This is a genomic window from Nesterenkonia alkaliphila, from assembly GCF_009758175.1.
Taxonomy (GTDB): Bacteria; Actinomycetota; Actinomycetes; order Actinomycetales; family Micrococcaceae; genus Nesterenkonia; species Nesterenkonia alkaliphila.
This window is the reverse complement of sequence record NZ_WRPM01000031.1, coordinates 76,510-92,154: the sequence shown is the minus strand read 5'-3', so window position 1 is coordinate 92,154 and position 15,645 is coordinate 76,510. Positions and strand designations below refer to the sequence as shown.

At 64.2% G+C, this 15,645-nt stretch carries 11 protein-coding genes; 2 read left to right on the top strand and 9 right to left on the bottom strand.

Going from position 1 to position 15,645, the window contains the following annotated elements; translation table 11 throughout:
* Positions 1-6: 6 nt before the first annotated feature.
* The gene (locus GNZ21_RS04890; protein ID WP_157321882.1) at positions 7-723 is read right to left on the bottom strand and encodes a ubiquitin-activating E1 family protein; all 717 of its coding nucleotides are present in this window, start codon (positions 721-723) and stop codon (positions 7-9) included.
* 213 nt (positions 724-936) lie between these two features.
* Between GNZ21_RS04890 and GNZ21_RS04885 the strand changes: the two genes are divergently transcribed.
* Positions 937-1,488 (top strand): M48 metallopeptidase family protein, encoded by a 552-nt coding sequence (locus tag GNZ21_RS04885; protein ID WP_157321879.1) that lies wholly within the window; start codon positions 937-939, stop codon positions 1,486-1,488.
* Here GNZ21_RS04885 and GNZ21_RS04880 read toward each other — a convergent pair.
* Positions 1,473-3,605, bottom strand: coding sequence for an ATP-dependent DNA helicase UvrD2 (locus tag GNZ21_RS04880; RefSeq protein ID WP_157321876.1), 2,133 nt, complete (start codon positions 3,603-3,605; stop codon positions 1,473-1,475). The genes GNZ21_RS04885 and GNZ21_RS04880 overlap by 16 nt on opposite strands.
* An 88-nt stretch (positions 3,606-3,693) precedes the next feature.
* Between GNZ21_RS04880 and GNZ21_RS04875 the strand changes: the two genes are divergently transcribed.
* Positions 3,694-5,202, top strand: coding sequence for a phosphotransferase (locus GNZ21_RS04875; protein ID WP_229659441.1), 1,509 nt, complete (start codon positions 3,694-3,696; stop codon positions 5,200-5,202).
* A gap of 118 nt (positions 5,203-5,320) precedes the next feature.
* On the opposite strand, the gene GNZ21_RS04870 is transcribed toward GNZ21_RS04875, so the two are convergent.
* From GNZ21_RS04870 to GNZ21_RS04845, 7 genes are all read right to left on the bottom strand, one after another.
* Positions 5,321-6,070 carry a DUF3800 domain-containing protein gene (locus tag GNZ21_RS04870; protein ID WP_157321873.1) on the bottom strand — a complete coding sequence of 250 codons (750 nt, stop codon included), beginning with the start codon at positions 6,068-6,070 and terminating at the stop codon, positions 5,321-5,323.
* 25 nt (positions 6,071-6,095) lie between these two features.
* Positions 6,096-6,755, bottom strand: coding sequence for a hypothetical protein (locus GNZ21_RS04865; protein ID WP_157321871.1), 660 nt, complete (start codon positions 6,753-6,755; stop codon positions 6,096-6,098).
* Positions 6,752-9,502, bottom strand: coding sequence for a site-specific DNA-methyltransferase (locus GNZ21_RS04860; RefSeq protein WP_157321869.1), 2,751 nt, complete (start codon positions 9,500-9,502; stop codon positions 6,752-6,754). Before GNZ21_RS04860 ends, GNZ21_RS04865 begins: the two co-directional genes overlap by 4 nt.
* Positions 9,503-9,530: 28 nt before the next feature.
* Entirely contained in the window at positions 9,531-11,012 is a 1,482-nt protein-coding gene (locus GNZ21_RS15665; protein WP_198345968.1) for a P-loop NTPase family protein, read from the bottom strand.
* Positions 10,984-12,684: a DEAD/DEAH box helicase family protein gene (locus GNZ21_RS15660; protein WP_198345967.1), complete on the bottom strand. Its 1,701-nt coding sequence runs from the start codon at positions 12,682-12,684 to the stop codon at positions 10,984-10,986. Before GNZ21_RS15660 ends, GNZ21_RS15665 begins: the two co-directional genes overlap by 29 nt.
* A gap of 151 nt (positions 12,685-12,835) precedes the next feature.
* Positions 12,836-14,563 carry a dipeptide ABC transporter ATP-binding protein gene (locus tag GNZ21_RS04850; protein ID WP_157321867.1) on the bottom strand — a complete coding sequence of 576 codons (1,728 nt, stop codon included), beginning with the start codon at positions 14,561-14,563 and terminating at the stop codon, positions 12,836-12,838.
* Positions 14,560-15,645 carry an ABC transporter permease gene (locus GNZ21_RS04845; protein ID WP_157321865.1) on the bottom strand — a complete coding sequence of 362 codons (1,086 nt, stop codon included), beginning with the start codon at positions 15,643-15,645 and terminating at the stop codon, positions 14,560-14,562. The genes GNZ21_RS04850 and GNZ21_RS04845 overlap by 4 nt, the downstream gene beginning before the upstream one ends.

Sequence of the window (15,645 nt, the reverse complement as noted above, 5' to 3'; positions counted from 1 at the left end):
GTTCGCTCACAGCCCCACGGGGAGGGCGGCGGTGAAGCAGGCGCAGTTGGGCACCGGCTGGATCAGCTGCGGGGTGATGAGCCCGGTGCCGGCCTCACAGACCAGTGCTGCCTGGTGGATGGCAGGGGGCGCACTGCCCTGGATCAGCGCCGAGGCCTGTTGAGCTGCTGCTGCGGCGGCGCCCATCACCAGCGCCGCTGCAGCGGGGCCAGCCGGTGTGCTCTCCCCGGGGTCACTGCCGGTGGCCTGCGGGGTTGTCTGAGTCAGCAGGCCGGTGTGCAGCAGGCATTCGGGGCAGACCGGAGCACCTGGCAGCAGCAGCGGACCGGCCCGCCAGCCCTGGGCTGTGACTAGCACCGGCAGCACCGCTGCAGACTCCTGATAGGCCCGGCGCAGGGCGTCCGCCTCCAGGGCTCCGGCAGCGGTGACCAGATGCAGGTCTGCCCCAGCGATAGCGGTGCCCTCGAAGGCCTCAAGGACCACAGTCTGTTCTGCCTGGCTGCTGAGCCGTTCGGCGGCGGCCTCACTGCGGGGACGGCCCTGCTCGATGGCGCGGAACCCCGGGATCTCTGCGGAGACCGGCCGGGGATCCCGCAGAATGAGGGTCCCGACGTTCAGCCTGATCAGCAGCTCAGCGAGCTGGATGCCCAGGCCTTCCAAGCCCTCCACTGCGATGGTGGCGAGACTGCACCGTGCCGCGCGAACCGCGTCGTCGTAGTTCATCACGTCATCCTTTTCATTTGATAATGTTTGATGACTTTTATTATGAGGGACGACGCCGCCTGCCTCCCCGGGTTTTCCACAGCCCAACTCCCTCCCTCCTCCCCTCCTCGAGGATTTCGTCGCGAAACTGTGGGAATGGAGCCGAAATCGAGGAGAGTTCCCACAGTTTCACTACAGGATCCTCGGGCGGATGCCTCGGTAAGCTGGCTAGCTATGGCGCAGCAGGCAGAGACGAGGATCCAAGTTGACGGGGAGGATGTGATCGTCCTGCGCTCGGCCAGGCGCACCCGTACCGTCAGCGCCGATATGGTCAACGGGACCCTGCGGCTGCGGGCCCCGCTGCGGCTGAGCCGGCGGGAGGTCGAGAAGCATGCCCGAGCGTTCAGACAGCGGCTGCAGTCCCGCCAGTCGGCGGCCTCCAGCAGTGATGCCGCCCTGCTGGAACGGGCCCAGGAACTCTCGCGCCGCTACTTCGGCGCCGCCCTGAACCCCAGCTCGGTGGCCTGGTCCACCCGGCAGCTCAAACGGTGGGGGTCCACCAGTTCGGCCAGCCAGGAGATCCGCCTCTCCGCCAGGTTGCGGCAGATGCCCAGCTGGGTGGTGGACGCAGTGTTGGTCCATGAGCTGGCCCATCTCATCGAGCCCGGGCACGGCCCGAGGTTCCAAGAGCTGGTAGGACGGTATCCGCGCACCGCCGAGGCTGACGCCTTTCTTGCCGGGGTCACCTGGGCTGAGCAGCAAGGAAGCAGTCAGCCTGACCTGTAGGCGTGCAGGGCTGCCTTCAGCTGCTCCCCGTGGGACTCCAGCTTCTTTGCGCCGATGCCGGAGATCTCCAGCAGCTGCTCATCGGTGCTGGGCCGATGCTCCGCAATGGCCTCCAGGGTGGCATCGCCGAAGACCATGAACGCCGGGATCTCCAGCTCCTTGGCATAGCCGCGCCGCCACTCGCGCAGGTGCTCGAAGAGCTGCTCGTCGTAACGGGGCGGACAGTCTTCGCAGCGCCGCCGTTTGATCTGGGTGCCTACCGTCAGCGGGGTGCCGCAGCCGGCACAGACCGCTGCCCTTCGCTTACGGGCGGCGGCGTTGACGCTGAGCCCGCCCCCGCCGGGAGCGATCTTCTGGGCAGGCGCCTGAAGGCCAAGCTCCTTGCGCAGTGGGATCAGGAACCGCGAAGACTTGCGCCGGCCCCGTCCCCCAGGGTGCCGGGCTGCGGCCGAGGAGAGGAACAGATGGGTTTTGGCCCGGGTGATCCCCACGTAGAAGAGCCTCCGTTCCTCATCCAGTTCCCGCTGGCTCTGGGCGAAGCTGATCGGCATCAGGCCCTCGCACAGCCCGGCCAGGAACACCGCCTCCCACTCGAGGCCTTTGGCCGAGTGCAGTGAGGCCAGGGTGACCCCCTCCACAGTGGGGGCGTGCTGGGCGGCAGATCGCTCCTCCAGCTCGGCCAGGAATTCCCGCATGGTGAACGCGGATTCCCGCTCCGTGTTCAGCTGCTCGGCAAGGGAAACCAGGGCCGCCAGGGACTCCCAGCGTTCCCGCACCGCACCGGTGGAAGTGGGCGCCTGCCGGGTGAACCCGATGGAGCTGAGCACGCCGCGGACCTGCTCCGGCACCAGCTCCGCGGACTCCTCCGCCACCAGGGAACTGGTGCGCAGGGCAGCGATCGCCTCACGCACCTCGGGCCGAGAGAAGAAGCGCTCCGAGCCGCGCAGCTGGTAACTGATTCCAGCGGCCGCCAGTGCCTGCTCAAAGGCCTGGGACTGGCCATTGGTGCGGTAGAGCACCGCAATCTCGCTCAGCGGGGTGCCGGAGTCGGCAAGCTCGGCGACTTTCTGGGCAATCCAGGCGGCCTCGGCGTCGTCGTCTGCGTGCTGTGTGATCTCCGGCACCGGGCCGCGCTCACGCTGGGAGATCAGTTGCAGCGGTGTGGGCCAGGGGGTGGGCCCGCCTGGCCGGCGGTCGGCCAGCAGAACGTTGGCCAGTTTCACCACCTCCGGAGTGGAGCGGTAGTCGCGGATGAGTTTGACCACCTCGGCCTCGGGGTAGCGGCGGCGGAAGCTGAGCAGGTAGTCGGGGACTGCGCCGGTGAAGGAGTAGATGGTCTGGGCGGCATCGCCGACCACGCAGAGCTCCTGGCGCCCGCCCAGCCAGAGGTCCAGCAGCCGCTGCTGCAGCGGGGAGACGTCCTGGTACTCATCCACTACGAAATGCCGGTACTGCTGGCGAACCTGGGCGGCCACCCGCTCATCGGATTCCAGCATTCCGGCGGTGAACAGCAGCACGTCCTCGAAGTCCATCAGGCCGCGGTCCTCTTTGATGTCCTCATAGGCCTGGTAGAGCCTGGCGAAGCCGCGGTGGTCCAGCCCCGCCGGGGAATCGCGCTCCTCGGCCTGGGCCAGGTATCCCTCAGGGGTCAGCGTGGAGACTTTGGCCCATTCGACCTCCGCGGCGTAGTCGCGCAGGCTGGCCCGGTCAGTGGTGAGCCGCAGCCGCTTGGCAGCCTCGGCCAGCAGCCGGACTTTATGGTCCAGCAGCTGGGGCATCTGCCCGCCGATGGTCATCGGCCAGAAGTACTGCAGCTGGCGCAGGGCCGAGGCGTGGAATGTCCGGGCCTGGACCCCGGGGGCGCCGAGGCCGGCCAGCCGGGAGCGCATCTCCGCGGCGGCCCGGGCCGTGAAGGTCACAGCCAGCACCCGGTGCGGATCGTAGACCCCGGCGCGCACACCGTAGGCGATGCGGTGGGTGATCGCCCGGGTCTTGCCGGTGCCGGCCCCGGCCAGGATGCACAGCGGGCCGGTGAGGGTAGAGGCGGCGGCCCGCTGCTCCTCGTCGAGACCCTCCAGAACCTGTTCCGGGGCGGCGTCGTTGGCTGCTCCACTCATGGTCTCTACGGTAGCGCCCGGCACCGAAACCGCGCGCATACGGCGAGTCAGCGGGACAGAGGGCACAGCGCTCCATAGGCTGAGGTGCGTGCGATGGACTTCGATGGAACTGGCGGCCCTGGCCACCCGTGCGGTGCCCGGCCTCTCCCCCACGGGGGTGGCCGATGCCGCCGATGACGCCCGGGACTTCATGTCCGCAGTGGTGGTGGACGGTTCCGGCAACCGGTGGCGGGTCCGCGGCCCCCAGCACTCCCAGGCCGCGATGCGCCTGGAGACCGAGGTGCAGGTGCTGCGCGGGTTCTCCACAGCAATCCGCGCGGAACTTCCCTTCCGCGTGCCTTCTGTGGCAGGCGCCACCCGGGTCGATGACATGCGGGTGTTCGTGTACAACCATCTGCCCGGTGAGGCCCTCGAGCTGGCCGAGCTGATCAAGGCCTCCCCAGCACTGATCGATGATTTAGGCCGCACTGTGGCGGCAGTGCATGACCTCTCTGAAGCGGTGGTGGACCATGCCGAGCTGCCCCGCTACTCCGCAGAGCGGGTCCGGCAGCGCCGACTCAATGAGCTCGACGCCGCGGCCGGCACCGGCAAGGTACCCCCGCTGCTGCTGCGCCGCTGGGAGCACGCCATGGAGGATAAGACGCTCTGGGACTTCACCCCGGCTGTGGTGCATGGGGATATGCATGAGGACAACCTGCTGGTTGAAGGTGAGCGGGTGGTGGCAGTCACCGGGTGGACCGATCTGCATGTGGGGGACCCGGCCGATGACCTGGCCTGGTTGATCGCCTCCCCTGACCAGCGGTTCTCCGATGCAGTGCTGGCCGCCTACCGAGGGCATCGCAGCGCAGGCGGTGACGAGCATATTCTGCGCCGGGCTGCACTGTCCGCGGAGTTCGCCCTGGCCCAGTGGCTGATCCGCGGCACCACCGGGGAGAACCAGCAGATGATCGATGAGGCCACTGCTCTGCTGCGCCAGCTGGCCTCAGACATTGAAACCTACGGCGGACGGCCGATCGCGCTGACCCCGCAGCCCGGGGAGGATGCCCCGCAGCCTGCCGACCATCAGGACTCCAAACCGGTGATGCGTGCCGGGGCAGCGGCCACCATTGCCGGGGCCGGCGCCTGGGACCCGGAGGACGATGACGGCGAACCGGCCTTCATCACCGATGCCGATGTGGCAGGCGCAGAGAACGAGGATGAGCCCACCGGTGTGGTGACTCCGCTGCAGCCGCACCCAGCCCAGGATGCACCCACCGACGTCATTCCGGCCTATGTGGACGATGCTGAGTTCGACGTGCCTGCTCCGCGCACCGGATCACTGCCGATCCAGCCTGACCGGGACTCTGAACGCCGGGCCAAGCAGAAGAACTTCTTCCCGGCCTCCGGTGCCTCGGCAAGCAGCGCCAGATCAGCCAACTCCTCCGCATCCGCGGCCTCAGCCGGGTCCTCCTCTGCAGCCTCCGCCGGCTCAGTAGGCTCGGCCAGTTCCTCGACCTCGGCGCAGTCAGCACCCAGCGCGGATGAGGCCGCACCGGCCTCACCGGCCGCCTCCAGCGTCTACGACCGCCACCCGGGCCTGCGCCCGCCCGGCTCCTGAGGCAGTCACAGCAGAAATGTTATACTCATAAACACAGGTCGTACGCGGCTTTGGGACACCGAGGTCCATCGATCTGCAACACCACAGGCCGGGGCAGGAGCCCCGGCCTTCGTGGTTTTCACGGCCAGGTCACTCGCCACGTCCGGATGTATGGGGTGATCAGATCCTCAACCATCTCCTCCAAAGTCACGTCCCCCGCAGAGACAGAATCCCCTGCTTCACGCTTCTCCCAGATCCGGCAGCAACGGTTCAGCGCATAGGCAACTAAGTCAACGAGTTGCACACCACGATTCACCCGAGACTCGACAAAGTGCACCGTGTCTACAATGTTCGTCAGTGCAATGCTCTTGCCGATACCACCAGAACCGTCCTGCATGCTGCGGAGCAACTGCAGCTGGTAATGGTTATTCTCATCGCTCTCATCCGCCACAATGAGAGCGCGTTGCTTCATGGGGTCGTTCTGGCTCCGAACATGGCGCTGAAGCTTCTCAGCCAGAAACTGGAAAGCCAGGATGTGGGGGTGCAGGTCGCGGCGATTACTGGAGTACATTTTGCGCTTGTCCACTGAGGCATGGGCGATCTCGCAACCATTGTCACCAAGAAGCATCAGGGCCTCTTCATAGACGCGGATTCGCTCGGAAGGAGTAATTCCACGCCACGGCCCCTCTCCGCCAAAGAGTTCAGAGCCGTGCAGCTCCGCAGAGTCATCCACCCCGGAAACACTCGCCACGATACCGTCGAGTGCTTGCCGAATCGTTAAAATTTGATCCTCGGGTACCAGAACGGCAGCCATCCAATGGATCGGCTGGTCGGGATCGTTGAGATTCGTTCCAGTGTTCCCGCTTTCGTCAACGTAAGCCAGCCACATAGAACCTCAAAGCATCCGCGTCAACTTACTGACGCCCGTAATCATCGAATAATACTCGTGCGATGTCATGTGCAGTAGGTGTCACCCGTGTTTCGATCCTCAAATCTTTTCGCGCAGCCAGACAAAGCTGCCCAAGTGAAACGAGAATTTCATCCCGCCGATCAACTGGCACAGGCACTGAACCTTGCCCCGTGAGATCTTTGATGTTATCCCGCCAGTAGAGGTAGCGCTCCATAAAATCTGCCGATGCCCATACAGCTATCCGTCGGCGCACTGTCGCCTCATGTTCGGTAAAGGATCCAAGGAAAGACTCCTGTAGGTGCCGTATAACAGCTTCGTAGTCCTCCTCTCGTTGTTCCCGTAGTTTCGCTGCTAGTTCGCGGTCAGACCTCTCACGGTCGCGTGTGCGCTGCTCTTTCCAGGAGATCACTCCTTGACTAGACACTGCACCTGCGATACTCGCAGCGACGATGGTTGCCCCCGGCGCCAGCAAATCAGTTTCGGTACCATCCCACGCGAGCTGCAAACCGCGGCATACGAGGACTACTCCTAAAGGTAAAGCAAACAGCAGAGATATCCAGGTCAGTACCCGAAGGCTCCGAATCTCTTGCCAGATACTTGCCAGGAGTTTGCGAAACTTGCCTGGTTTCGCCGTAGCTTTCGATTTCGCTAACTCGACCGTCATACTCGAAAAACTTTCATGACTTCGTCGCCGTAGTCGTTGATGACCTTCACTGCAATCTTGCCCGTCTCCGGCTTAGGGAACGGGCGGGAGGTGGTGGCGTAGAGGGTGTCCCAGGCTTCGGCGTCGATGTCTGCCTTTAGTGCGGTCTTCAGCCGCTTATACGGGTCAGCTCCGCCTGTGAAGTAGCAGTGCCGGACGAAGAAGCTGTCACCGTTGTAGTCGGTGTCGATCATCCATAGGGCGATCTGGTCAGGCTGGTTGGACCGGATCTCCCCGGTAGTGGGGTCGTAGACATCCACACCCCGCAGATCCACGACAACGCCCTCTTCCGTGGACTCGATGGCGATATCCGGCTCCCCGAACACGGTGAATAAGTTCCCGGAGCCGGTCTTCTTCAGCTGAGTGCCCATGAGCAAGTCCGTGTTCATCCGCACGAACAGCAACGCGACCTTCCCGAACGCCCGCTCCCCCGCTACTGTGGCGATGTCTTGTTCAGTGGCATCCACAGTGACGTTATCGTCCGCGGTGATCTCAGTAATGGTGGGGTCGAAGCTGAATCCGAGTACCGCCAAGGTGGTGATGTCCGGGGTGTGCGGGCTGTTGTGTGTGGTCAGCGCCTCTCGCACGGCATCTTTGGCCTGCTTCTGGCTGAGCGTGCCGTACTGCGGGCCGATGACGATCCCGACGACGGTGCCGTCCTTGGCATGGCCGAGGGCCTGGATGTGGTCACCTGCGTAGGGCTCGATACTGTCGAACTCGAGCCGTTCGTTCTTGATGCCGTTCTGGATGCCGGCACTGGCGAGGTTGTCCAGGATGGAGCGTTCGAAGTCTGGAGCGTCCGGCTGGGTTTCAGCTGCCCGCTCGGAAGTGGTGGTGTACGCACTGACGCTGGTGAGCTCATCCGACGCGTCCCTTGAGAACTCGACGGCGCGGTGCGGAGTGAGGGACTCCACCGTGAACGGGCCGGTAACGCGAACAGCCTTCTTGTTCTCATAGGGTTTGTCGTAGAGAAGCTCGACATCGGCGTGACGCTTGATCGCCGCATCGATCTCTTCGCGGGACATGCCCGGCACGATGTCAGGGTTGTTGGCGATGGACTTAAGCGTGATGTGCGGAACACGTTCGTACACGAAGCCCTGGCGGATGTCGTAGGTGGGCTTGAAGTCAGCAGTTTCAAGCTCACCACTGACTTCCTTCTCCTTTTTCCTCCCCTCGGCGGAGTCCTTCAACAGATACATAGGGAACTTCGCCCCCATGAGCCGCTGCCGGGTCAATGCGAGGGCAACACGAGAGGTGTCGATGGTGATCCAGCGACGCCCCCACTGTTCGGCAACGAACGCTGTGGTTCCTGATCCGCAGGTGGGGTTAAGGACCAGGTCTCCAGGGTCGGTACACATCAGCATGCAGCGCTGGATCGGCTTGGCGCCTGTCTGGACAACGTAAACTTTGTCGTCTGTGAACGATCCGGTCCCAGTGTCCGTCCAGTTATTCCGAAGTGGGACTACTGGAAAATCATCGGTGAACCGGACAAATCCGATACTTGACGCCCTCCTCTCGACTCGGCGGGCATTGATAGCTCTCTCCATACCGTGCGCTGGAGTGGCCCAGTTTCTCTTTCCAGGGGGGAAGTCCTGGCCGTCAAAATTAACGGTGTACCGAGATTGAGAGGAGTCTGTCTGGCTGGTCAAATCTCCGACTTCGTACCAGCGGCTTCCAGTAGGAACCTTTTCGGCTCCCGAGCGCTCGGCAGCGGTAGCAGGACGGCGTGTCTTGTCCGGGAGCTCGAGGAACCGTGCCGTTTTGGGGGGCTTGGGTGTGAAAAGAGGCCTATACTTGAGCTTCTCGTAGTCTGAGGCGTACCAGAGAATATAGTCACTGACGCCGTCGATATAGTCCATTGATGACGAAGTGGTCTTGTCGAAGGCGATCTGACTGACGAAGTTGTCGGCGCCGAATACTTCATCCATGAGGCTGCGGACTAGGTGGACGTTCTCATCGCCGATCTGTACGAAGCAGCTACCGGATGTTGTGAGTAGATCGCGGGCAGTCTCCAGGCGATCACGGAGGTAGCTCAGGTAGCTGTGGATGCCCAGCTCCCAGGTGTCGCGGAATGCTTTGATCTGTTCGGCCTCGCGGGCTGCGTCCTCAGCTTTGCCGTCATCCACGCGCCGCTTTCGGGTGGAGACCTGCCAATTGGACCCGAACTTGATGCCGTAGGGCGGGTCGATGTAGATCATCTGGACCTGACCGCGCAGGTCCTCTCGCTCTGCTAAGGACCCCATCACCTGCAGGGAATCGCCCAGGATCAGCCGATTGGACCAGTTCGCGTCATGGGAGTAGAAGTCCACCAGGTCCAGCTCGTCCAGACCGTCGAAGTCCTCGAAGGACTCGAACAGTGCAGGCTGAGCTGCGCCGTCATCGTCGTGCTCTGCTGTCCGCTTCTGCTCCCGGCGCAGGTCCTCGATCAATACCCGGGGGTCGATCTTCTCCTGGATGAACAGCGGCGGGGCATCCGCTGCCAGGGTCTCAGCCTCGGCGATATCTGCCTCGGTCTCGTCGCCGTACTTCCCCTTCCACACCAGCTGCGGGTCCAGGGAAGGGTCACGCTGCAGCAGAATCTGCCGGCGCTCCTCAATGTCCGGGCGCACGAACTCTTGGGCGTCGGCGGTGGGAAGGTTCACTCGCTTGTCGTCGTGGGTGATCTGCTCCACCGGAACCGGCCCGGCATTCCTCTTCCGCGGTGGCATAGTGCTGTGTCCTCTCCCTGGTCCCTCGTTAGAAAAGCCTGATGTCCGGGTTGCCGGTGATAGGGCTGTCGGCGTAGAGCTGGTCGATGGCGGAGGCGAGCTCCTCCTGGGCACTGGTGATGTCGGTGATCTCGATGAAGCCCCAGCGACCGAAACCGCCGTGATTGTTCACCGCCGCGCACCATTTGCGGGCGTCGTGGACCTTCTGCTCCGTCTGGCGGTGCTTCTTCTCCCGCTTCAGCGAACCTGAAGTCTCCACGATCAGGATGCGGTCGAAGTCCTCTCCCTCGGCCCGCTCCAAACGCAGCAGGAAGTCCGGCTCGAAGTGACGGGTCAGGCCATCGTGCAGATAAGGGATTTCGAAGCCCAGGTTCTCGTTCTTCACATAGGCGGCGACCTTCGGATGGCGCTCCGCCTCCAGCGCAAGGATGTACTCCCAGGTATTGCCGCGGTCCTCGCCGCCTCCGGAGGACAGCACCACGTGCGAGACCTCAGAACGCTGGGTCGGCAGTGTCTTGCGGCTGGTGCGGAAGTCCACCTCGCCGGTGGAACCGGTCGGAGCGAACTGTGCGAGCACCGGACGCACCCACTGCTGGGAATCGGCCACCGCGTGAATGGCGTTGTTCAGCTCCTGGGCGGCCTGGGCGCGGAACTCGGAAAACCTGTCCTCGTCACCCAGGATGGCCAGGCTCCAGCCGTCCTCCACAACCACAGCCCGAGCGATCCACTCCTTGGTGAGCCGCAGCAGGCGCGGAAACAGCCAGGGGCGGGAGGCGACGTCGTCGTCGGTGAAGTGCCGCTTCAGTAGCTCCTTGGTCAGCGAGAACGCCACGGACTGCTGGCGAGCGTCCTCGTCCCAGGTGAGATGGTCTTCCTCGGTGGCACCGGTGATCCCGGAGATCTCCGTGTACCTGGGGAAGGTGTGCGGACCGATCCGGAACTCCGGCAGGTCATCCGGCAGATAGAGCAGGTCTGTCTCCGGCTGCTCCCAGCGGTAGCCAGTCACCCGGGGGAAGGTGATCCGGTACTGCTCACGCCCCGGGACGGTGTGAACCCGTTCGGCGGGCTGAGGCGGCTCTACCGGAGGGATAGTCTGGTCCGAAGGGATGAACTGGAAAGGCACCCCGTAGACGTTGGCGTACTCGGGGTTGAACCGGCCGTGCTCGTTGATGTCATAGGAGCGGCGGCGCAGCCCGCGGCCCACCACCTGTTCGCACAGCAGCTGGGAGCCGAAGGCACGGAGCCCCAGGATGTGCGTGACAGTGTTGGCGTCCCAACCCTCGGTGAGCATAGAGACTGAGACCACGCATCGGACGTTCGCTCCGAGGCGGTCCTTCTTCCCGACCGTATTCATCACCTCGCGCAGCAGCTCCTCGTCGGTGATGCCCAAGTCCGCCCGGCCGGGATTACGACGGCGCAACTCGGCTTTGAACGCATCGATCTCGGGGCCGGCGGCCGCCTTGAATGCGTCGGAGACCTGCTCACCGGACTCGATCTGCTCGGAGTCCACGATGATCGTGTTCGGAGTCCACGATGATCGTGTTCGGGCGGGCCATCGGGGCGCCGTTCTCCACGTTGTTGAACAGCTCGTACCGTCCCGGCACCCACCCGGCGGAGGCGCCGTCGTCGTCGTATGTCTCATAGCCGCCGATGAGTTCGAACACCAGCTTGGAGACCGTCATGTTATTGCAGACCACGATGAACACCGGCGGGGTATCGCGCCGGTCCTCCGGCAGTGCCTCCCAGCGGCGAAACTCGTGCTCGTAGGAGCGGTAGAGGGAGTTCAGCGCACCCTCAAGAGCACCCGGCACCACCCAGTCCGCCGCAGACTCCACCTTGTTCTTGCCTCTCGAGGCGGGCATGTCCCCCTTCAGCTGCTCCCACAGGTTCAGGTAGGTGACAGTGTCCGACTCGGCATCATCGTTGACCGGCAGCCGGGGCACCTTCACGATCCCGGACTCGATGGCGTCCATCAGGGAGAAGTCAGAGACCACCCAGGGGAAGATCTCCCCCTCTTTGTACCCCGAGCCTTTCAGGTAGTACGGGGTGGCGGAGAGGTCGAAGATGTTCTTGATGCCAACTTTGGCCTGGATGGCCTGCAGACCCTTGAACCAGACACGCGCCTCCTGGTTGCGCTCGGTGTCCTGCCGGTCCGCCTTCTCGCCGGGGACCTCGCGGGGCGCGTCCTGGTAACAATGATGCGCCTCATCGTTGAGCACCATGATCTGCGGGGACTTCGGCCGCGCCCAGTCCCGCAGCACCCGGGTGACCATATCCTCCGGGGTCTCCTTGAACTGGGATGTGTCCTCGGAAGCCGCCAGGATTTCCTTGGTCTTCTTTGCCACATCGCGGAACTCGCGACGCTCCCGCAGCAAAAACTGGTGATAGTTAACCACCTTCACCTCAGCCTTGTTCAGCTCCCGTCGCAGGGCGGGAGGGACGATGCCTCGGGCGTCGTAGTAGTTATCCGGGGCATTGGGCTGCAGCACCTGCAGACGGTCCCGGATGGTGATGCCCGGAGCGACGATCAGGAACCGCCGGGTGTAATCCTTCGCTCCCCGGGAGCCCACCGCGTTCAGCGTCTGCCAGGCAATCAGCATGGCCATCACCACCGTCTTGCCCGTACCAGTGGCCATTTTCAGCGCTACCCGGGGCAGTCCAGAGTTATGCTCCGTGTTCGGCGGTTCCAGGCGGTGACGCCAATCCTGATAACCGAGATCTTTAGCCTTCGCTCGGGCACCCACCTCGTAGAGGTAGATAGCGGTCTCAGCAGCCTCCCGCTGGGCGAAGAGCACCCGATTCTCCCGGTCCGGATCCGCCCAGTGCTGAAGCAGCTGCTTGGTTAACGGCCGGGCACCCTGATAGCCCAGCTCACGCCACTTGTCTACCTCCTTGCGGAGGTCGTTGATCAGGCTGTTGTCGCGCTTCTGCTCGTTCAGCGCGGTAAACTCAGCCTCGTCGAAGAGGTGTTCCGACTGATCCTTGGGGCGTTTTTTGGATGGTGGGATCGGGATAAACGATTCGGAGCTGCGGCGACCCGGAAGAATCCTCCCTGTAGGACCTTTACCCATTATCTCGAAATGCCTTGCAGGAGGTTCATAAGGAGAATTGAGGATCGGGTTGGCAAGATTTGCCAGCGTGTCCACAGCCTCGGCGCCAGGTGCGCCAGACTCCTCGGTCATTCATGCTCCCTCAAGCAGTGCCTGTGATTCTGGTCTCTACCCTAACCGCTACGCTGGAGATTGCTCTGTACCTCGCCAATGAGCAACAAGTCTCCGTGACTACCGGGTCTGTTACAAAGGACATAGAACGAGAGCGGGCAAACCCTGAACCTCACTGCCCAAGAGGACTTGACTCACCTCTACGGCTGCGCTGTTCGGTGGGATCAGGAACCGGAACCGAGGCAAGCAGTCGCTGAGTGTAGGGGTCCTGCGGGTCAGAGAGCACATCGTCAGTAGGGCCGTGCTCCACCAGCTGGCCTGAGCGCAGCACCGCCACCTGGTCGGAGACCAGGTCCACCACCGCCAGGTCGTGGGTGATGAAGATAGCGGCGAAACCGAAATCCCGCTGCAGAGACTGGAACAGCTCCAGGACCGCCGCCTGCACCGAGACATCGAGGGCCGAGGTAGGCTCATCAGCGATCACCAGCTTGGGCTGCAGAGCCAGTGCCCGGGCCAGTGAGGCTCGTTGCCGCTGGCCCCCGGAGAGCTCATGGGGGAAACGGTCGGCGAAGGCTGCCGGAAGCTGCACCGCATCCAGCAGCTCGGCCACCCGGGACCGGGCGGCATTGACGCTGCCGGCCTCCCCGGAGACGATCAGTGGCTCGGCCAGGCACTGCCCGATGCTCAGCAGCGGGTTGAAGCTGGAGGCCGGGTCCTGGAAGACGAAGCCCAGATCCTTGCGCAGCCGCTTCAGCTGCCGCTCCCGGGCTCCGATCACACTGCGTCCCAGCACCTTCAGCTGCCCGCCGGCCACCGGGGTCAGCCCCGCCACAGCGCGGCCGATAGTGGACTTGCCGGAGCCTGATTCGCCCACCAGGCCGAGGACTTGGCCGGCCGGAACCGCCAGGCTCACTCCGTCCACAGCGGTGATGTCCGGTTTGCCGAGTCCCCCGGGATAGGTGATCCGCAGCTCCTGGGCGTGGACTGCCAGCTCCGGCGCAGAGGGTTGTTCAGCGCCCTCGGAACCGGTACCGGCTTCGGTGACCTCGGCGGCGCGGCGTCGTCGTTCCTTCCCTTCCCCCAGGCGCAGCACGGCACCGAGCAGCCTGCGGGTGTAGGCATGCTCGGGTGCGGCGAAGATCTTCTCCACCGGCGCCTGTTCAACCAGATCGCCCTTGTACATCACAGCCACGGTGTCGGCGAGATCGGCGACCACACCCATGTTGTGGGTGATCAGCACGATCGCTGCGCCGAACTCGTCACGGCAGCGGCGAAGCAGGTCCAAGATCTCCGCCTGGACTGTGACGTCCAGGGCTGTGGTGGGCTCATCGGCGATGATCACTGAGGGCCGCAGCACCAGGGCCATGGCGATCACTACGCGCTGTTTCTGGCCCCCGGAGAATTGGTGCGGGTAGTAGCCCACTCGCTTCTCCGGTTCCGGGATGCCCACCTGGCGGAGGATCTCCACCGCCTCAGACCGGGCTGCTTTCCGGGAGATGCGACGGTGAGCGCGCAGTCCCTCGGCTATCTGCCAGCCCACCGGATAGACGGGGTTCAAGGCTGTGGAGGGTTCCTGGAAGACCATGGCCGCGTTCTTGCCGCGCAGGGCGCGCAGCTGGCTTCTGCTTAGTGCGGTGACCTCCGTCCCGTCGACCAGCACTGCCCCTTCGGTGCGAGCGTTGGCAGGAAGCAGGCCGAGCAGGCTGCGGGCGGTGACCGTCTTGCCGGAGCCGGATTCACCCACAATGGCGGTGATCTCTCCGGGGCGGATGCTCAGGCTGATCGCGTTGACCGCTGTGACCTCACCGCCGTCGGTGTCGAAGCGGATGCTCAGCTGCTTAAGCTCAACGGCTCGGGCTTCTTCAGGCTTCGCCTGTGCAGGGGCAGTCTGCGGGGTCATGAGCTGGGTCCTATCTCGCTGGGGCCGGTGCCCTTGGGCACCCCTGCAGCCGCTCCGCCGGCGGAGACAGGTGCAGAGGCGGTGGCCTGCGGGGCCTGGGAATCAGTGCGACGGCGGGTGCGCAGCCTGGGGTCTGCCAGGTCCTGCAGGCTCTCACCGACCAGAGTCACACCAAGCACCATCAACACGATCGCCGCCCCGGGGAACAGCGAGGTCCACCAGATCCCGGAGGAGACATCGCTGACCGAACGGTTGAGGTCATAGCCCCATTCGGCTGCCGCGGAGGGTTCGATGCCGAAGCCCAGGAAGCCCAAGGCTGCCAGCGTCAGTATCGCCTCTGCGGCGTTGAGGGTGACCAGCAGTGGCAGGCTTCGGGTGGCATTGCGCAGCACATGGCGGACCATGATGCGAAGGGTTGGGGTGCCGATCACCCGTGCGGCCTCCACATAGGCCTCGGTCTTGATCCGCAGAGTCTCCGCCCGGATCACCCGGAAGTACTGGGGGACGAAGACCACGGTGATAGCCACCGCGGTGGCCATGATCCCGCCCCAGAGGCTTGAGCTTCCTCCAGAGATGACGATGGCGGTGACGATGGCCAGCAGCAGGGTGGGGAATGCGTAGATGGCATCGGCCACCACCACCAGCACCCGGTCCACCCAGCCGCCGTAGTAGCCGGAGATCAGGCCCAGTGCCACTCCGATGAACAGGGAGAAGGCCACTGCCACAATGATCACCAGCAGTGCGGTCTGGGTGCCGTAGATGGTGCGGGTGAACACGTCATAGCCGCCGGCGGTGGTGCCTAGCCAGTGCTCTGCCGACGGCGCCTGCCGAGCCCCGAAGAGGCCGTCCTCGCCGCGAAGCTGGGAGGGTCCGTAAGGGGTGATCAGCGGGGCCAGCAGCGCGGCCGCGAGCATCAGGCCCACGATCACCAAGCCGGTGATCAGCATGCCACGCTGGACTCCGACGGATTGGCGCAGCTGGCGGATCACCGGCAGGCGACGCCAGGAGTACCGCCGGGACGCTGTTCCGGGCACTGCGGCGGGGGTTGTTGTGGAACTGTCTGGGGGTGTCGTCGCACTCAT

Coding starts and splice junctions, on each gene's coding strand:
- GNZ21_RS04890 (WP_157321882.1), bottom strand. CDS start 723: ATGAACTACGACGACGCGGTTCGCGCGGCACGGTGCAGTCTCGCCACC.
- GNZ21_RS04885 (WP_157321879.1), top strand. CDS start 937: ATGGCGCAGCAGGCAGAGACGAGGATCCAAGTTGACGGGGAGGATGTG.
- GNZ21_RS04880 (WP_157321876.1), bottom strand. CDS start 3,605: ATGAGTGGAGCAGCCAACGACGCCGCCCCGGAACAGGTTCTGGAGGGT.
- GNZ21_RS04870 (WP_157321873.1), bottom strand. CDS start 6,070: ATGTGGCTGGCTTACGTTGACGAAAGCGGGAACACTGGAACGAATCTC.
- GNZ21_RS04865 (WP_157321871.1), bottom strand. CDS start 6,755: ATGACGGTCGAGTTAGCGAAATCGAAAGCTACGGCGAAACCAGGCAAG.
- GNZ21_RS04860 (WP_157321869.1), bottom strand. CDS start 9,502: ATGCCACCGCGGAAGAGGAATGCCGGGCCGGTTCCGGTGGAGCAGATC.
- GNZ21_RS15660 (WP_198345967.1), bottom strand. CDS start 12,684: ATGACCGAGGAGTCTGGCGCACCTGGCGCCGAGGCTGTGGACACGCTG.
- GNZ21_RS04850 (WP_157321867.1), bottom strand. CDS start 14,563: ATGACCCCGCAGACTGCCCCTGCACAGGCGAAGCCTGAAGAAGCCCGA.
- GNZ21_RS04845 (WP_157321865.1), bottom strand. CDS start 15,645: ATGAGTGCGACGACACCCCCAGACAGTTCCACAACAACCCCCGCCGCA.